General features: G+C 70.9%; 15 protein-coding genes. 7 read left to right on the top strand and 8 right to left on the bottom strand.

What is annotated here, in order from left to right; translation table 11 throughout:
- Positions 1-77: 77 nt before the first annotated feature.
- Positions 78-920 carry an alpha/beta fold hydrolase gene (locus ABT025_RS23765; RefSeq protein WP_350997913.1) on the bottom strand — a complete coding sequence of 281 codons (843 nt, stop codon included), beginning with the start codon at positions 918-920 and terminating at the stop codon, positions 78-80.
- 235 nt (positions 921-1155) lie between these two features.
- A complete protein-coding gene (locus ABT025_RS23760; RefSeq protein ID WP_350997910.1) occupies positions 1156-1608 on the bottom strand; it encodes a DUF5709 domain-containing protein in 453 nt (150 codons plus the stop codon).
- A 279-nt stretch (positions 1609-1887) separates the two neighbouring features.
- On the opposite strand from ABT025_RS23760, the gene ABT025_RS23755 reads away from it, so the two are divergent.
- The 3 genes from ABT025_RS23755 (at position 1888) to ABT025_RS23745 (ending at position 4119) form a co-directional block, all read left to right on the top strand.
- Complete coding sequence (locus ABT025_RS23755; RefSeq protein ID WP_350997907.1) at positions 1888-2118, top strand: DUF6296 family protein; 231 nt, start codon at positions 1888-1890, stop codon at positions 2116-2118.
- Positions 2119-2167: 49 nt separating this feature from the next.
- On the top strand, positions 2168-3433 hold the full coding sequence (locus ABT025_RS23750) for a CaiB/BaiF CoA transferase family protein (protein WP_350997904.1): 1266 nt from the start codon (positions 2168-2170) through the stop codon (positions 3431-3433).
- 101 nt (positions 3434-3534) lie between these two features.
- Entirely contained in the window at positions 3535-4119 is a 585-nt protein-coding gene (locus ABT025_RS23745; protein WP_350997901.1) for a TerD family protein, read from the top strand.
- Between the two features lie 73 nt (positions 4120-4192).
- Here the strand turns inward: ABT025_RS23745 and ABT025_RS23740 are convergent, their stop codons facing one another.
- Positions 4193-5071, bottom strand: coding sequence for a DMT family transporter (locus ABT025_RS23740; protein WP_350997898.1), 879 nt, complete (start codon positions 5069-5071; stop codon positions 4193-4195).
- Positions 5072-5209: 138 nt separating this feature from the next.
- On the opposite strand from ABT025_RS23740, the gene ABT025_RS23735 reads away from it, so the two are divergent.
- A complete protein-coding gene (locus tag ABT025_RS23735; RefSeq protein ID WP_350997895.1) occupies positions 5210-6370 on the top strand; it encodes a winged helix DNA-binding domain-containing protein in 1161 nt (386 codons plus the stop codon).
- Positions 6371-6750: 380 nt separating this feature from the next.
- Here the strand turns inward: ABT025_RS23735 and ABT025_RS23730 are convergent, their stop codons facing one another.
- A complete protein-coding gene (locus ABT025_RS23730) occupies positions 6751-7593 on the bottom strand; it encodes a response regulator transcription factor (protein WP_350997892.1) in 843 nt (280 codons plus the stop codon).
- A gap of 289 nt (positions 7594-7882) precedes the next feature.
- Here ABT025_RS23730 and ABT025_RS23725 point away from each other — a divergent pair, with 289 nt between their 5' ends.
- Positions 7883-9559 carry an AMP-binding protein gene (locus ABT025_RS23725; protein WP_350997889.1) on the top strand — a complete coding sequence of 559 codons (1677 nt, stop codon included), beginning with the start codon at positions 7883-7885 and terminating at the stop codon, positions 9557-9559.
- On the top strand, positions 9556-11163 hold the full coding sequence (locus ABT025_RS23720; protein WP_350997887.1) for an AMP-binding protein: 1608 nt from the start codon (positions 9556-9558) through the stop codon (positions 11161-11163). The genes ABT025_RS23725 and ABT025_RS23720 overlap by 4 nt, the downstream gene beginning before the upstream one ends.
- Positions 11164-11202: 39 nt before the next feature.
- On the opposite strand, the gene ABT025_RS23715 is transcribed toward ABT025_RS23720, so the two are convergent.
- The 3 genes from ABT025_RS23715 to ABT025_RS23705 all read right to left on the bottom strand — a co-directional run bounded on the left by ABT025_RS23715 (position 11203) and on the right by ABT025_RS23705 (position 12852).
- Positions 11203-11469: a hypothetical protein gene (locus ABT025_RS23715; protein WP_350997884.1), complete on the bottom strand. Its 267-nt coding sequence runs from the start codon at positions 11467-11469 to the stop codon at positions 11203-11205.
- Between the two features lie 76 nt (positions 11470-11545).
- The gene (locus ABT025_RS23710) at positions 11546-12082 is read right to left on the bottom strand and encodes a GNAT family N-acetyltransferase (RefSeq protein WP_350997881.1); all 537 of its coding nucleotides are present in this window, start codon (positions 12080-12082) and stop codon (positions 11546-11548) included.
- A 47-nt stretch (positions 12083-12129) separates the two neighbouring features.
- Entirely contained in the window at positions 12130-12852 is a 723-nt protein-coding gene (locus ABT025_RS23705; RefSeq protein WP_350997878.1) for a hypothetical protein, read from the bottom strand.
- Between the two features lie 309 nt (positions 12853-13161).
- Here ABT025_RS23705 and gcl point away from each other — a divergent pair, with 309 nt between their 5' ends.
- Positions 13162-14937 (top strand): glyoxylate carboligase, encoded by a 1776-nt coding sequence (gene gcl, locus ABT025_RS23700; protein ID WP_350997875.1) that lies wholly within the window; start codon positions 13162-13164, stop codon positions 14935-14937.
- Positions 14938-15380: 443 nt separating this feature from the next.
- Here the strand turns inward: gcl and ABT025_RS23695 are convergent, their stop codons facing one another.
- Entirely contained in the window at positions 15381-16838 is a 1458-nt protein-coding gene (locus tag ABT025_RS23695; RefSeq protein ID WP_350997872.1) for a catalase, read from the bottom strand.
- Positions 16839-16842: the final 4 nt, after the last annotated feature.

Here is a 16842-nt window from a genome sequence, read left to right as displayed (position 1 = left end):
GAACACGATGTCCGACGGGGCGGAGCGGGTCGATTACCTCCGGGGTAAGCGAGGCCGGTGGCGGCCCCCGGCCTCGCTCACCGCCGGTGCTCGTCCAGGAAGCCCATGAGGGCGGTGTTGAGCTCCTCGGCGTGGGTCCAGCCGATGTTGTGCGGCCCGCCCGGGATCTCCACGAGGCGGCTGTCGCGGATGAGGTCCGGCAGTCTGCGGCCGGTCGAGTCGATCGGCAGGATGCGGTCCTGGTCGCCCTGCACGACGAGCGTGGGCACGTCGTTCTTCGGCAGGTCGTCACGGAAGTCCGTCAGCCACGTGGGTACGCACGCGAGTGTGGCGTGGGCCGCCGCGCCGGCCGCCACGGTCCACTGGGAGCGCAGTGCCTGGTCGCTGATCCGGGTGCCGCCGAGCACGTCGGTGTTGTTGAAGGCGTCGAGGAAGTCCGTCAGATAGGCGGGCCGGTCCGCCACGACGGCGCTCATGATGCCGTCGAAGACGCCCTGGTCGACGCCGGCCGGGTTGTCGTCCGTCTTCAGCAGGAACGGCGGGATCGGTGCCACCAGCACCGCCAGACCGACCCGGCGCGAGCCGTGGTTGCCGAGGTAGCGGGTGACCTCGCCGGTCCCCATGGAGAACCCGACCAGCACGGCGTCCCGGAGGTCGAGCTTCTCCATCACCGCGTTCAGGTCCGCCGCGAAGGTGTCGTAGTCGTAACCGTCCGTGGGCCGGTCGGACCGCCCGAAGCCACGCCGGTCGTAGGTGATGACGCGGTACCCGGCCGCGAGCAGGACCGGCAGCTGCTTCTCCCACGACGCACCGTTCAGCGGGAATCCGTGGATGAGGACGACGGGCCTGCCGGTCCCGTGGTCCTCGTAGTACAGCTCGATGCCGGCGGAGTTCTCCTGCCCGACGGTGACGTACGGCATGTGGCTCTCCCAGGTGGTGGAGTGATCCTGCGAATTTCCCGCGGTTTCCCGCAGGTCCTGCGGTCTTCTGAAGTGGCACGGCGTAGGGGGCGGGGGCGCAGCGGCGCCCGGTGTCGGGGAGCGAGGGTGTGAGGCGCTGCCGGTGGCGGTGAGGGGCGCGAGGCGCTGCCGTTCCCGGTGGCGGTGAGGGTGCGAGGTGCTGCGGTACCCGGCCGCGGCGGGGCCTCTCCCGCCTCTACATCCGGCCGTCCGGAATGACGTGCATGGCCGCCTCCTCGGCGGACGCCGCCGCCCCGTCGATCCCGACGTCCTCGCCCGCCATGCTGTCCGGTTCGTTCAGGTCCAGCTCCCGGGTGAGCCGGCCGGCGCGTACGTCCCCGACCTCCGAATCCCAGGGCTCGCCGTCCCCGTCGGACACGTCGCCCACGCCGTCTCCGGGCGGATCGCCGTTCTCGGGCAGCTCCCGGGCCAGCCGGCCGTCCAGCGTCTCCCCGCTGAGCTGCTCGGACCCGGTGGTGCCCCGGTCCTCCACGGCCCACGGGCGCTCGGGAGGCGAGTACCCCTCGTCCAGGACATCGGCGAGCTGCCGGTTGTCGAGGGTGTCCGCCGTGTCGAGCTGCTCGACGGGGTCGGCGGCCTCCGGCTGCTGGGGCTGGTACACATCGTCGCCCCGGTCGGCACCTTCCATGACGATTCCCTTTCCGATTCGGGGATCCCGGTCATGCCTGCCGTACGACGCGGGAGCAAGGGGGCATATCTACCCGATTGCCTTCAAACTTCCCATACCTCTTCAGGATAGGCGGCCAGGGCCTGGGCCCGCACCGTGCGGGCGTGCACGGTGCGGGGAGCGCCGGTGTGCGGGACCATGGAAGGTGCAGGCGGGAAACACGTACGCCCGCACAATCGGAGTCCCCCCGCGAGGGCCGGTCCGCACAGTCCGTCCGAAGGCCGTCCTGGAGAGGCCGTCATGGATTATCCGGAGAGCTATCAGCTGGTGTTTCAGTCGTCGGCCGTCGAGGACGACACGGTGATCGTCCGGCGGACCGCACAGTCCGGGGCGGGCGGATACCCGGTCTACGAGGACGAGACCGGTATCGTCCGCGCGGAGATCAGCGAGCGCGGAGAGGTGCGCATGCTCGCCAGCGGCGGGCACCAGCTCCTCGGCACGCCGCTGGTGGTGCCGGAACCGAGCGCCTGAGCCGCCGGGCTCCCCGCTCCCGCGGTGACCGCCCCGGGAGTATGGGGGCATGACCGAACCGCTTCCGCTCCCGCTCGCGGGCATCACCGTCGTCAGCCTGGAACAGGCCGTCGCGGCGCCCTTCGCCACCCGTCAGCTGGCCGACCTCGGCGCCCGCGTCATCAAGGTCGAGCGCCGCGGCGGCGGCGACTTCGCCCGCCGCTACGACACCACCGTGCACGGCCAGGCCAGCTATTTCGTCTGGCTCAACCGCTCCAAGGAATCTCTCACCCTGGACCTCAAAGAACCCGAGGGCCGCGAGATCCTCCATGAACTCATCGCCCGGGCCGATGTGTTCGTGCAGAATCTCGCCCCCGGTGCGGCGGACCGGATGGGCTTCGGCCCGGCCGCCCTCCAGGCCAGGTACCCCTCCCTCATCACCTGCACGGTCAGCGGCTACGGCACGAGCGGATCGTGGTCCGGACGCAAGGCGTACGACCTTCTGGTGCAGTGCCAGACCGGTCTGCTGTCGATCACGGGCTCGCCCGACGAACCGGCGCGCTCGGGCATCTCCGTCGCGGACATCGCCGGAGGCATGTACGCCTACAGCGGCATCCTGTCCGCCCTGTTCACCCGGGCCACCACCGGCCGGGCCCTCACGGTCGAGGTCTCCCTCTTCGACGCTCTCGCCGAGTGGATGAGCCAGCCCGCGTACTACACGCGCTACGGCGGTACCCAGCCGCCACGGATCGGCGCCCAGCACGCCACGATCGCACCGTACGGCCCCTTCACCGCCGCCGACGGGAAGGACGTGATGCTCTCCATCCAGAACGAGCGGGAGTGGGACGCCCTGTGCGTCACCGTGCTCGGTCTGCCCGCGCTCGTCGACGACCCCCGGTTCGCCACAGGCCCGGACCGGGTCGCCCACCGCGAGGAGCTCAACGCCATCGTCGCCGCACGGTTCGCGGACCTCGGCAGCGAGGACGCCATGGAGCTCCTGGACCGGGCGGCCATCGCCAACGCCGGCGTGAACTCCGTCGCGGAGTTCCTCGACCACCCCGCACTCACGGAGCGCGACCGCTGGCGCGACATCTCCGTGCCCGGCGCCCCCGGCCCCGTGCAGGCACTCCTGCCGCCGGTGGATCTCGGCGGGGTCGGTCCGCGGATGGACCCGGTCCCGGCGGCGGGCCGGGACACCGGGCGGATCCTCGCCGAGCTGGGCCGCAGTGCCCCGGAGATCGAGGGGCTGTGCGCCCGGGGCGTGGTGGAGGTCGCGGATCCATATCACGCAGACACGTCCGACCACATCGTGCCGACGCAGGACAATTCGTCTTGAGCCGTCCAACACTTGGTCGAAATTTTGCCCCTGGTGGGCTGCATCCGGGGGACACCAGGCACACTCGACCTGTAGGAATCTCGCCACGAAGAGGATCACGCATGATCACGTTGAAGAAGGAAGACGGCCCGGCGGATCTGGACGGGGTGACCCACCTGTCCATCGGGGTGTCATGGGACCCCACCGTCGGCGCCAGTGGCGGCCTGATGGGGAAGCTTCGCCAGAAGAAGGGCACCGACCTCGACCTGATCGCCATCGCGATGCAGGGCACGGAGCCCGTACGTCTGGCCGGCCTCGACTCCCTCGACCCGCTGGGCAACGGTTCGCTGGCTCACAGCGGCGACAACCAGACGGGGCACGGTGACGGTGACGACGAGACCGTGACCGTCGACTTCGCCCGGGTGCCGGGCAACATCACGTCCGTCGTCTTCATCGCCGCCGCGTACAAGAAGCACAGCTCCTTCCAGAGCGCGCGCAACATCAGCTTCAAGGTGTACGACGCGACGGGTGGCACCACGCAGCAGGTCGCGGACATCTGGCCGAGCCTGCTCAGCAACGACAACGGCTGCGCCGTGGCCAAGGCGTTCCGCGTCGGCGGGAGCTGGAAGCTTGAGGTGATCAACGAGACGGGGAAGATCAAGCAGGGCGACGAGCAGGCACTGATGCGCTTCGCGGTCAGCAAGTAGCCGGTAGCCGGTAGCGGGTAGCCGGCAGCAGGCCGCACGGCGCGAGCGCCCCGGCCCGACGTGTACGCGGCGTTCACTCGACCCGCCGCGTACGGGCCGGGGGCGCCGCGTTCCCGGAGGCCAGCGGTGATCGCGCCAGTTCCACGCAACCCACGGCGATCAGGCAGAGCGCCAGCAGCTCCGGGAGCAGCCACCAGCCGGTGCGCAGCTCCTCGCCGAACAGGGTCACCCCGTACAGGATGCTGATCAAGGCGTCACCCAGGGTCAGGCACGGCTGGACCGCGACGAGTGTGCCCGCCTGCAGTGCGTTCTGGAGGAGGAACAGCGCGCCGACGCCCGCCGCGGCGGTGGCGTAGAGCTGCCACGACGAGAAGAACGCGGCCGCCCCGCCGTCGTCGAGCCGGGCCATGGCGTCCTTCATCAGGGCGGCGGTGAGCGCGTACGCGCAGGCGGCGGCCAGGCCCAGCAGCGCCGCCCGGGGATTGCCACGGGTCGCCAGGGCGCCTCCGATCAGAGCCGCCTCGAACAGGCCCGTCAGGATCAGGGCCGGAACCCACGCCGCCCCGTGAACCGTGGCACTGCCCCCTTCCGGAGCGGCCGACGCCATGCCGAGGGCCAGACCGGACGTCACGGCGGCCACTCCGAACCACACCGGCCGCGGCAGCCTCACCCGCATCACGAAGCCGGCCATCAGGAGTGTCGCAGGCAGCTCGATGACGAAGATCGGCTGCACCACCGCGATCGGCCCGGTGGCCAGCGCCACGGCCTGGCACACGGCCGCGACGATCACCAGGCCGATGCCGGCCAACCATACTTTCTGGCGCAGCAGATGGCCGATCAGCGACAGGTGTATCGCCTTGCTGTCGGGGACGGTGAGGGCGGCGCGGCGCTGGAGGACGGAGGCCGTGCCGTTGCTGAGCGCGGTGAGGATGGCGAACAGGACGCTGATCACCGGTCCATGATGCGGGTGCCGGGCGTGCATTCCGGGGTCCCGCCGCCGGTCGGCATGGCGGAATACGTCATGTTCCCCAGCGGCTGCCTTCCTCCATCAGGACCGAACCTGACCGCATGGCCGCGTACGGTGCCGTTCATGGCCGTGAAGAAGAAGACCTCTGCCGCCGCCGTCCCGCCCGCCGTGCTCTCACCGCGGGCGCTGGGGCGCGCGACCCTGGAGCGCCAACTCCTGCTCCGCCGCGCCGAGATGAGCGCCGCGGACGCCGTGCGCCACCTCGTCGGCCTCCAGGCGCAGAACACCGGGCCGCCGTACTACCAGCTCCTCGCCCGGCTGGAGGGTTTCGAGCCCGCCGAGCTCGCCGAGCTGATGGAGTCGCGCGAGGTCGTCCGTATGGTCACCCTGCGCTCCACCATCCACACCCACACGGCCGAAGACGCCCTGACTCTGCGTCCGCTCGTGCAGGAGGCCCGCGACCGGGAGCTCAGGATCTTCCGCAAGGGGCTCGTGGGAGTGGACCTGGACCGGCTCCGCGACCTCAGCAGGGCGTACGTCGAGGAGGCGCCCCGTACCCCGAAGGAGATCCGCGAAAAGCTGCTCGTCGAGTGGCCCGACGCGGACCCGCAGGCGCTGAGCACGGCCGCCCGCTGTTTGCTGCCGCTCGTTCAGATCACCCCGCGCGGGGTGTGGGGAAAGAGCGGCCGGGTCGCACTGACCACCGCGGAGCACTGGCTCGGCAGGCCCTCCGAACCGGTGCCGGCGCCGGACGCCACCGTGCTGCGCTATCTCGCAGCCTTCGGACCCGCGTCCGTCAAGGACATGCAGTCGTGGGCCGGACTGACCCGGATGCGCGAGGTCTTCGAACGGCTCCGCCCGGAGCTGGTCACCTTCCGGGACGAGAACGGCATCGAACTCTTCGACCTGCCCGACGCCCCGCGCCCCGACGAGGACACCCCCGCCCCGCCGCGCTTCCTGCCCGAGTTCGACAACGTCCTGCTCGGCCACGCGGACCGGTCCCGCGTCATCCCGCCCCGTTTCAAGGGGCGCAACGGGGTGGGGAACCAGGCATACGGCAGCTTGCTGGTCGACGGATTCCTCGCCGCGATCTGGCGGCTGGAGGCAGGCGGGAGCGGTGCGCCGGCGACCGTCACCGTGCAGGAGCTGCGCCCGTTCACCGCGGCCGAGCGGGACGCCGTCACGGACGAGGCCGTGGCCGTACTCGCCGTGATGACGAAGGCGGCCACCGACGGCAACGGCCACGACGTCAGGTTCGCCTCGTTCATCGACTTCGACAGGTGAACGGGGCGCTCCCGGCAGCGACAAGGCTCGCGGCGCTCGTGCTGCGGTGCGGTGCCGTGCGGCCTGTCGGGCAGCCCGGACCGTGCCCGATCGGACGGGACCGTGCCGCGTCGGACCGGACCGTGCCGCGTCGGACCGGACCGGACCGGATCAGATCTGATCCGAACTGATCCGGACCGAAGTCCCCAGTCCGCGTTGCCCGTGACCCGGTGCCCGTGGACCCGTGGCCGTCGCGCCGAGGCCGGTCGTCGCGAAGCCGCACGCCCCGCCGGTCATCGACAGCCGTCGGGGCCGAGCGGGCGAACCGGCTCCGCGCCGACGAGGCGCGCCGAGCCTTCACAGCGCGCCCGGCACCGGAGCGCCGGCGACCGGCACCGAACCTACGGGAGCAGTCCGGCCCGCCGGGCCGCGACGACCGCCTCCAGCCGGGTATGCGCGCCCAGTTTCCGCATGGCCGAGCGCAGATAGCCCTTCACCGTCTCAGGCCGCAGCCCGAGCCGGTCCGCCGCCACCGCGTTCGTGGCACCCGAGGCGACGCAGGCGAGCACGTCCACCTCGCGCGGTGCCAGCTGGAACCCGCGCGCCGCGGGTGCCCGGGCACCCGTCGCCGCGGCGAGCCGCCCGCACACCGCGAGCAGTTCGTCGCGCAGCGCCGGGTCGACGACCTTCGGCGCGAGAGCTCGCAGCTCGCGGTGCGCCTCCCGGACGTCCTCCCACGCCCCGGGCACGGCCCGGGGGTCGGTGACCTCCTCCCGGGTCACGGCGAGCAACTGCTGCACCTCGTCCCGGACGGCCAGTGCCTGTTCCACGTCGCGGGCCGCCGAGGCCGCCGCGTCGAACGTACGGTCCCCGAGCGTGAGGGGCTCGCGCAGCGCCCCGTACAGCACCCCCCGCACCTTGCGGCGTACGACGACGGGCACGGCGACCACCGAGCGCAGACCCTCCGCGGCGACCGCCGTGTCGTACTCGTGGCTGATGTGGCGCGAGGAGTGGTAATCGGTCACCGCGCACGGCCGCGACAGGGCGATCGCCTTCCCGCCGAGACCGCTGCCGGCCGAGATCATGAGCCCGCGCAGGGCCGTGGTCTGCGCCCCGTTCAGCTCGGCGATCCTGGCGTGGCGGGTGTCGGAGAGCAGCCCGCCGAAGGCCACGGGCAGCCCGCTCGTCCGGCGCAGCCGCAGCAGCGCCGCTTGCATCTCGACCGCATCGACCGATTCCGGCACGCTGACGCCTCTCCGCCCGGCTCCGGGGAACACGGTGTTCCCCACAGCACCCCCGTTCGGGGGTGGTGAGACCTGGGTCACTGTTTACATGATGTCAGGAGCGTCCGGTGATCGGGGGGTGGGTGAAGGAGCGGGATGGGCGCGTGCAGCTGCAAGGCGGAGGATTGAGCCGTGGCGGAGCCACGGTGATCGACGACAACGCCGCAGATGCGCGTGACCGGCCCCGTGACGCCGCCCCCAACCGCCGGACACTCCAGGTGACCGGTCCGGTCCGCAACGAGGAGGACACATGTCGGCAACCAGTGCGACGGAGACGTTCCGGGCCGCCCGGGACTTTCTGCTTCGCCACCGCGAGGACTACACCGCGGCCTACGAGGGCTTCAGCTGGCCCCGGAGCGACCACTTCAACTGGGCGCTCGACTGGTTCGACGTCATCGCCGAGAACAACGACCGCACCGCCCTGCACATCGTGGAGGAGGACGGCGGACGCACCGAGATGTCCTTCGCCCGGATGTCCGCCCGCTCCAACCAGGCCGCGAACTGGCTGCGCGCCCAGGGCGTACGGGAGGGCGACCGCATCCTCGTCATGCTCGGCAACCAGGCCGAGCTGTGGGAGACCGCGCTCGCCGCGATGAAGCTGCGCGCCGTCGTCATCCCCGCGACGCCGCTGCTGGGCCCCGTCGACCTGCGCGACCGGGTCGAGCGCGGCCGGGTGCGACACGTCCTGGTCCGGGACGCCGACACCGGCAAGTTCGACGAGGTGCCCGGCGACTACACCCGGATCTCCGTGGGTGCCGACACCGAGGGCTGGATCTCCTACACCGGGGCCGACGAGCAGCCGGACACCTTCACGGCCGACCGGGAGACCGACGCCGACGAACCGCTGATGCTCTACTTCACCTCGGGCACCACCGCCAGCCCCAAACTCGTCGAGCACACCCATGTCTCCTACCCCGTGGGCCACTTGTCGACGATGTACTGGATCGGGCTCAAGCCCGGCGACGTCCACCTCAACATCTCCTCGCCCGGCTGGGCCAAGCACGCCTGGTCCAATCTCTTCGCCCCGTGGAGCGCCGAGGCGACCGTCTTCATCTTCAACTACACCCGCTTCGACGCCGGCCGGCTGATGGCCGAGATGGACCGCTCGGGCGTCACCAGCTTCTGCGCCCCGCCCACCGTCTGGCGCATGCTCATCCAGGCCGACCTCTCCCAGCTGACGACCCCGCCGCGCGAGGTCGTCGCGGCGGGCGAGCCGCTGAACCCCGAGGTCATCGAAACGGTCCGGCGCGCGTGGGGCGTCACCATCCGCGACGGCTTCGGCCAGACCGAGACCGCCGTCCAGGTCGCCAACACCCCCGGTCAGGTCCTGAAGGCAGGGTCGATGGGACGCCCGAGTCCCGGCTTCAAGGTCGTCCTCCTCGACCCGGTCAGCGGTGAACCCGGCGCGGTCGAGGGCGAGATCTCGCTCGACCTGTCCGGCCACCCGGTCGGCCTGATGACCGGCTACCACGGCGACCCGGACCGCACCGCCGAAGCCATGGCGGGCGGCTACTACCGCACCGGTGACATCGGTTCCCGCGACGCCGACGGCTACATCACGTACGTCGGCCGCGCCGACGACGTCTTCAAGGCCTCCGACTACAAGATCTCCCCGTTCGAGCTGGAGAGCGCCCTGCTGGAGCACGAGGCCGTCGCCGAGGCCGCGGTCGTGCCGGCACCCGACCCGGTGCGGCTCGCCGTCCCGAAGGCGTACGTCGTGCTCGCCGAGGGCTGGGAGCCCGGACCGGACACCGCCAAGGTGCTCTTCGCCCACTCCCGGGCGGTGCTCGCCCCGTACAAGCGCCTCCGCCGGCTGGAGTTCGCGGAGCTGCCGAAGACCGTCTCGGGGAAGATCCGCCGCATCGAGCTGCGCGAGCGCACCGCCCAGGGCACGGGGACGGAGTACAGCGAGGGGGACCTGACATGACGGAGCCTTCCTACGCCCACGGCACCGGCGCCACCCCCCTGCTCGGCGACACCATCGGACGCAATCTCGACCGGGCGATCGAGGCGTACCCGGACCGTGAGGCGCTCGTCGACGTACCGTCCGGGCGGCGCTGGACGTACGGCGAGTTCGGCGCGGCCGTCGACGAGCTGGCCCGTGCCCTGATGGCCTCCGGCGTGGCCCAGGGGGACCGGGTCGGCATCTGGGCGATCAACTGCCCGGAGTGGGTGCTCGTCCAGTACGCGACCGCCCGCATCGGCGCCGTCATGGTCAACATCAACCCCGCGTACCGGGCGCACGAGCTGGAGTACGTGCTGAAGCAGGCCGGGATCTCCCTCCTGGTCGCCTCGCTCGCGCACCGCACCAGCGACTACCGTGCCCTGGTCGCCGAGGTCCGGGCGGACTGCCCCGACCTGCGCGCCGTGCACTACATCGGCGACCGCTCGTGGGACGAGCTGCTCGCCGTCGCCGGATCGGTGACCGCAGGACAACTGGCGGCCCGTGAGGCCGGGTTGTCCTGCGACGACCCGATCAACATCCAGTACACCTCGGGCACCACCGGCTTCCCCAAGGGGGCCACCCTCTCCCACCACAACATCCTCAACAACGGCTACTTCGTGGGCGAGCTGGTCGCGTACACGGAACAGGACCGGGTCTGTCTGCCGGTGCCCTTCTACCACTGCTTCGGTATGGTCATGGGAAACCTCGGCATCACCTCGCACGGCGCCTGCATCGTGATCCCGGCCCCCGCGTTCGACCCCGCGGCCGTCCTCGCCGCCGTCCAGGACGAGCACTGCACCTCGCTGTACGGCGTCCCCACCATGTTCATCGCGGAACTGGACCTCCCCGATTTCGCCTCGTACGACCTCTCCTCGTTGCGTACCGGGATCATGGCCGGATCACCCTGCCCGGTCGAGGTGATGAAGCGGGTCGTCGCCGAGATGCACATGGACGAGGTGTCCATCTGTTACGGCATGACGGAGACCTCCCCGGTCTCCACCCAGACCCGCCGCGACGACGACCTGGAGCGCCGCACCGGCACGGTCGGCCGCGTCATGCCGCACATCGAGGTCAAGGTCGTCGATCCCGCGACCGGTGTGACGCTGGAGCGCGGTGTGTCGGGCGAGCTGTGCACCCGCGGCTACAGCGTGATGCTCGGCTACTGGGAGCAGCCCGAGCGGACCGCGGAGGCGATCGACGCGGGGCGCTGGATGCACACCGGGGACCTCGCGGTGATGCGCGAGGACGGCTACGTACAGATTGTCGGCCGGATCAAGGACGTGATCATCCGGGGCGGCGAGAACGTCTATCCGCGGGAGATCGAGGAGTTCCTCTACCGCCACCCCAAGGTCGCCGATGTGCAGGTGGTGGGTGTCGCCGACGCACGGTACGGCGAGGAGATCCTGGCCTGCGTCATTCCCGCCGACCCGGGCGACCCGCCGAGCCTGGAGGAGATCAGCGCCTTCTGTCACGAGCAGCTGGCGCACTACAAGGTCCCGCGACTGCTCCGGATCATGGAGGCCTTCCCGATGACGGTCAGCGGGAAGGTCCGGAAGATCGAACTGCGGGAGGACTACGGCAGGTAGGCGAAGGAACGAGCGCAGGGGACGGGCGCCGGGGCGCCGTCAGGCGGCTTCGATGATGTCGCCGGTGGCGTCCTGGGTCGCGGCCGCCCATTCGATCAGGAGTACCTCGTAGGCCGCGGACTCCACGGGGGACCAGTCCTGGCCGGCCCGCGCGTCCACGAGCGCGCGGATCGCCTCGTTCGCCTCGACGGCGGCGGGGTGGGACGGCTGTGCGGGAAGGGTGCTGCGCGACGGTGTCGAGGGTGTTGACGTCGTCGCGGGTGTCGCGGGTGTCGCGGGTGGAGAAAGCCGTGGAGTTAAGACCATGCGCACCACTCTAGGGCCCGTCACTGACAACAGACCGAACATCTGTGGCCCCTGGCTCGAACGTGACCGATAGCACTCACTGTGGCCGGACGGTTTCTGTGAGGTGCGGCACGTCGCGCCGCATGCAGACCCGCGGCCACCGGTCGAGGCCGTGTTCCGCCTCCTCGGCGCGAATCTTTCTCAGCCCGTCGGTGAGGTCGGACTCCGTCAGGACGCGGAAGCCGAGCCGGACGTAGTACGGCGCGTTCCACGGCACGTGGGAGAAGGTCGTCAGGGTCAGCGCCCGCAGGCCGCCGGTCGCCGCCCAGCCGGCGACGTGGTCGATCAGCGCGCCGCCCAGGCCGCGACGGGCCGCCGCCGGATGAACGGAGACCTGCTCGACATGGGCGGAGCCGTCGACCTCGTCGGCGATGAGATAGCCGAGGGGCCGGTCGTCGGGGCCCGTCGTCACCCAGGCGCGGCCGGCCCGGTGGTAGCCGTGCAGCAGCTCCAGGGGCGGAGGGTCGTCGTCGGCCACACGGGACATACCGAGGGTGCGGAAGGGTTCACCCGCGGCGCGCTCGATGGCCTGAAGAAGCGGAAGATCGGAGCGGCGGGCGAGACGGATACGCATGGTTCAGTATGGCGCGTGACGCCTGTCCGGGAGGTGGGGTGCCGGACTCAGGCGCCGGTGCTGAGCAGTTCGTCCGCCGGGCTGTTCACCGGTTGCGGGGTCCCGGTGAGGTCCATGACGAACAGCGGGATGCCCAGGCCGTCCGCGCGCTCCCTGGCGTCCGGCGCGTACCCCGCGAGCGAGAAGAACACGCTCGACACCGAGGTGCTGAGCGCGTTGAGCCACAGGCATTCGACGTCGCGCAGGGCGGTCGGCCTGGTGGTGGAGTCGACCTGGGCGATCAGTCCGGCCGCCCTCAGATCGATCCGGGACGCCGGGCGTTCGGCGGGCTGCACGACATCGCGGTAGCCCAGCCACTTCAGGTACAGCGCGGCGGCGCCGACCGCGTCACGTGCGGTACGGATCGTCAGCGGCCGGAAGGCGGGCCGCGGTTCCGGAGCCGTACGCGGCAGCGGTATGTGCGACGGCCGCACGGACCGGGAGGACGCGCCGCCCGCGCGGCCGGGAGCCGCCACCGGCCGGACCGGGACGCGCAGCACGGCCCCGCACGGGCAGCACAGCTCGGGCTGCGGCCACTGGTCGTGCCGGCCGCAGCTACGGCAGCGCACCGTCACCCAGTCGTCGTTCCAGGTGCGATGGGTGATCTGGGTGACGGGGGCGCCGCGCAGCAGGGGCGGGGTGGTCGGCGCGCCGCAGGGACACGGGTAGACAGGGGCGACGTACGCGTGGTCGCGACGGCAGGCCGGGCACCGTACCGGCACTGATTCCACCCTGGGACTCCTTCCGGCCACCGATTCCGGCCCACGGGCATGCGGCCGGCCCCTGAATACGGGCCGGCTCCGCTCCGTACCCCCATGCTCCACCAAGAGCGAGGCCCGGGGGAGGGACTTGGGGTACTTCGCGGGGCCCGTCCGTGCTTGTGGTGCCCCGCGCCCCCTCTCTTGACGGCTGTCCAGGTGCACTTTAGATTTGCTTCCGTATCGCAGAATCAAACTTCCGTAATACGGAATTGGTGCTCTCAGGTGGCGCGACAGAGCCCGACTCCACCCAGGTCCGAGCAGGAGCACTCAATGCCTCGAATGACCGCTGCCCGAGCGGCAGTTGAGATCCTCAAGCGCGAAGGTGTCAGCAACGCGTTCGGTGTGCCGGGCGCGGCGATCAACCCCTTCTACGCGGCCCTCAAGGCCTCCGGCGGGGTTCATCACACGCTCGCCCGCCACGTCGAGGGCGCCTCCCACATGGCGGAGGGCTACACCCGGGCCCGCCCGGGGAACATCGGCGTCTGCATCGGAACGTCGGGGCCGGCCGGCACCGACATGATCACCGGCCTCTACTCCGCCGTCGCGGACTCGATCCCGATCCTGTGCATCACCGGCCAGGCCCCGACCGCCGTGCTTCACAAGGAGGACTTCCAGGCGGTCGACATCGCGTCGATCGCGGGGCCGGTCACCAAGGCCGCCACCACCGTCCTGGAGGCCGCACAGGTCCCCGGCGTCTTCCAGCAGGCCTTCCACCTGATGCGCACCGGCCGTCCCGGCCCGGTCCTCATCGACCTGCCGATCGACGTGCAGCTCACCGAGATCGAGTTCGACCCCGAGCTGTACGAGCCGCTGCCGGTGCACAAGCCCGCCGCGAGCCGCAAGCAGATCGAGCGCGCGCTGGAGATGCTGAACGACTCCGAGCGACCGCTGCTCGTCGCGGGCGGCGGCATCATCAACGCAGACGCGTCGGAACTCCTGGTGGAGTTCGCCGAGCTGACCGGCGTCCCGGTCGTCCCGACCCTGATGGGCTGGGGCGTTCTCGCCGACGACCACGAGCTCAACGCCGGCATGGTGGGCCTCCAGACCTCGCACCGCTACGGCAACGCGAACTTCCTGGAGTCCGACTTCGTCCTCGGCATCGGCAACCGCTGGGCCAACCGGCACACCGGCAAGCTGGACGTCTACACCCGGGGCCGGAAGTTCGTCCACGTCGACATCGAGCCCACCCAGCTGGGCAGGATCTTCGCCCCCGACCTGGGCATCGCCTCCGACGCCAAGGCAGCGCTCGGGCTGTTCGTCGAGGTGGCACGCGAGCTGAAGGCGGCCGGCAAGCTGAAGGACCGCTCGGGGTGGGCGGCCTCCACGCAGGAGCGCCGGGCGCAGCTGCAGCGGCGTACGCACTTCGACAACGTGCCGCTGAAGCCGCAGCGGGTGTACGAGGAGATGAACCGGGCCTTCGGTCCGGAGACCCGGTACGTCACCACGATCGGCCTCTCCCAGATCGCGGGCGCGCAGCTGCTGCACGTCCACCGGCCACGCCACTGGATCAACTGCGGCCAGGCGGGCCCGCTCGGCTGGACCATCCCGGCCGCCCTGGGCGTCGCGACGGCCGACCCCGAGGGCTCTGTCGTCGCGCTCTCCGGCGACTACGACTTCCATTTCATGCTGGAAGAGCTCGCCGTCGGCGCGCAGCACCGCATCCCGTACGTGCACGTCCTGGTGAACAACTCCTATCTGGGGCTGATCCGCCAGGCACAGCGCAACTTCGACATCGACTTCCAGGTCAACCTGGAGTTCGAGAACATCAACTCGCCGGAGCTCGGCGCCTACGGCGTGGACCACGTCAAGGTCGTCGAGGGGCTGGGCTGCAAGGCGATCCGGGTCACCGAGCCGGACCGGTTGCTGCCGGCCTTCGAGGAGGCCAAGAAGCTGGCTGCGGAGTTCCGTGTGCCGGTGGTGGTCGAGGCGATCCTGGAGCGGATCACGAACATCTCGATGAGCGGTACGGACATCGCGTCGGTCAACGAGTTCGAGGACGTCGCGTCGGAGCCGGGCCACGCGCCGACGGCGATCCGCCCGTTCGTGCGGGCCTGACCCGTCGGCCCTGCGGCCCCCGCCTTCCCGCTGAACCGGGGGTGGGGGCCGCTTCGTTGTGCCCGGACGGGGTGTCCGCAATCGTCGGACGGGCTTGATCGCGCCGGGGCGCCCGCAGGGCGACCCTCAGGCCGTCGGGCGGGGCGACCCGGCCCGTCCGGCCCTTGGGGCCGGAACCGGGCAGCCCCGTGGGCCAGGCGCGCGAAAGGGCGTGAAGCACGGGACCGCAATCCGTACTTCACGCCCGGAAAAGGGGACTGTCAGGGGCCGCGGTGGGGGCGAAAGGGGCGCGGGCCCGGTTCCTTCAGGTCAGGAGACCGGACCGTCACCCACACCACCGCACTGGCATCGCACCACCGCCGCGGCCTCGTCCTGCCCGCGCCCCGCGCAACCCCTCATCCGGGCGGGCGCAACGATGCGAGCAGGGTCTGGGGGAGAGGGGCTCAGTCCTCGCGCAGGGCGCGGACGGCCTCCTCCACGCGCTTGCCGTACTCGGCATCCGCGGCGTGGAAGTGGGCGAGGTTCTTCTCGATCACGTCGTCCCGGGTGACCTGCGAGAGGCCGCCCGAGATGTTGGCGATCAGCCGGCCCTTCTCGTCGTCCGACATCAGCCGGTACAGCTCGCCCGCCTGGAAGAAGTCGTCGTCCTTGGTGTGGGCGGGCGCCTCGTGGGTGCCGGTCCAGCCCTGGACGGCGAGCGGGGCGGAGTGCGCCGCGTCCGTCTGGGCCGGGCCCGCGTACGAGTTGGGCTCGTAGTTCTTGTCGTGCCGCGCGCCGTTGCGCGTGGCGTGCAGCCCGTCGCGGCCGTAGTTGTCGACGACGGCCGTGCGCGGCGCGTTCACCGGAAGGTGGGTGTGGTTGACGCCCAGCCGGTAGCGGTGCGCGTCCGCGTAGGCGAACAGCCGGCCCTGGAGCATCTTGTCCGGGGACGGGCCGATGCCGGGCACGAAGTTGTTCGGGGAGAACGCGGCCTGCTCCACCTCGGCGAAGACGTTGTCCGGGTTGCGGTTCAGGACGAGCCGGCCCACCCGCTGGAGCGGGTAGTCGCTGTGCGGCCACACCTTGGTGAGGTCGAACGGGTTGAAGCGGTAGTCCGCGGCATCGGCGGCCGGCATGACCTGCACGTGCAGTGTCCAGGACGGGTTCACGCCGCGCTCGATGGCCTGGAGCAGGTCCGTCTGGTGGGAGTTGGCGTCCTTGCCGACGAGCTCGGAGGCCTGGTCGGCGGAGAGGGAGCGCACGCCCTGGTTCGTCTTGAAGTGGTACTTGACGAAGAAGGCCTCGCCCGCCGCGTTCGTCCACCGGTAGGTGTGCGAGCCGTAGCCGTTCATGTGGCGGTACGAGGCCGGGATGCCGCGGTCGCCCATCAGCCAGGTCACCTGGTGCGTGGCCTCGGGCGCGTGAGCCCAGAAGTCCCAGACGTTGTCCGGCTCCTGACGACCCGTGAACGGATCGCGCTTCTGCGAGTGGATGAAGTCGGGGAACTTGATCGGGTCCTTGATGAAGAACACCGGGGTGTTGTTGCCGACCAGGTCGTAATTGCCCTCGTCCGTATAGAACTTGAGGGCGAAGCCGCGCGGATCGCGCACCGCGTCCGCGCCGCCGAGCGAGTCGGCGACCGTCGAGAAGCGGATGAACGTCTCGGTGCGTCGGCCCACTTCGGAGAGGAAGTCCGCACGGGTGAAGCCGGTGACGTCGTCGGTCACCTCGAAGTAGCCGTACGCGCCGGAGCCCCGGGCATGCACCACGCGCTCCGGTATGCGCTCCCGGTTGAAGCGGGCGAGCTTCTCCAGGAGGTGACCGTCCTGGAGGAGGATCGGGCCACCGACACCGGCGGTGGCGGAGTTCTGGTTGTCGGCGACCGGGGCGCCGGACTCGGTCGTAAGCACGCGCTGCGTCATGGGA

Origin of the sequence: Streptomyces sp. NPDC002809 (assembly GCF_040295435.1) — a bacterium.
Classification (GTDB): Bacteria; Actinomycetota; Actinomycetes; order Streptomycetales; family Streptomycetaceae; genus Streptomyces.
This window is presented reverse-complemented; position numbering and strand designations above follow the sequence as displayed.

Bases quoted from the DNA above. Each gene is read 5' to 3' on its own strand.
- ABT025_RS23765 (WP_350997913.1), bottom strand. From the start codon at position 920: ATGCCGTACGTCACCGTCGGGCAGGAGAACTCCGCCGGCATCGAGCTG.
- ABT025_RS23760 (WP_350997910.1), bottom strand. From the start codon at position 1,608: ATGGAAGGTGCCGACCGGGGCGACGATGTGTACCAGCCCCAGCAGCCG.
- ABT025_RS23755 (WP_350997907.1), top strand. From the start codon at position 1,888: ATGGATTATCCGGAGAGCTATCAGCTGGTGTTTCAGTCGTCGGCCGTC.
- ABT025_RS23750 (WP_350997904.1), top strand. From the start codon at position 2,168: ATGACCGAACCGCTTCCGCTCCCGCTCGCGGGCATCACCGTCGTCAGC.
- ABT025_RS23745 (WP_350997901.1), top strand. From the start codon at position 3,535: ATGATCACGTTGAAGAAGGAAGACGGCCCGGCGGATCTGGACGGGGTG.
- ABT025_RS23735 (WP_350997895.1), top strand. From the start codon at position 5,210: ATGGCCGTGAAGAAGAAGACCTCTGCCGCCGCCGTCCCGCCCGCCGTG.
- ABT025_RS23725 (WP_350997889.1), top strand. From the start codon at position 7,883: ATGTCGGCAACCAGTGCGACGGAGACGTTCCGGGCCGCCCGGGACTTT.
- ABT025_RS23720 (WP_350997887.1), top strand. From the start codon at position 9,556: ATGACGGAGCCTTCCTACGCCCACGGCACCGGCGCCACCCCCCTGCTC.
- ABT025_RS23715 (WP_350997884.1), bottom strand. From the start codon at position 11,469: ATGGTCTTAACTCCACGGCTTTCTCCACCCGCGACACCCGCGACACCC.
- ABT025_RS23710 (WP_350997881.1), bottom strand. From the start codon at position 12,082: ATGCGTATCCGTCTCGCCCGCCGCTCCGATCTTCCGCTTCTTCAGGCC.
- gcl (WP_350997875.1), top strand. From the start codon at position 13,162: ATGACCGCTGCCCGAGCGGCAGTTGAGATCCTCAAGCGCGAAGGTGTC.
- ABT025_RS23695 (WP_350997872.1), bottom strand. From the start codon at position 16,838: ATGACGCAGCGCGTGCTTACGACCGAGTCCGGCGCCCCGGTCGCCGAC.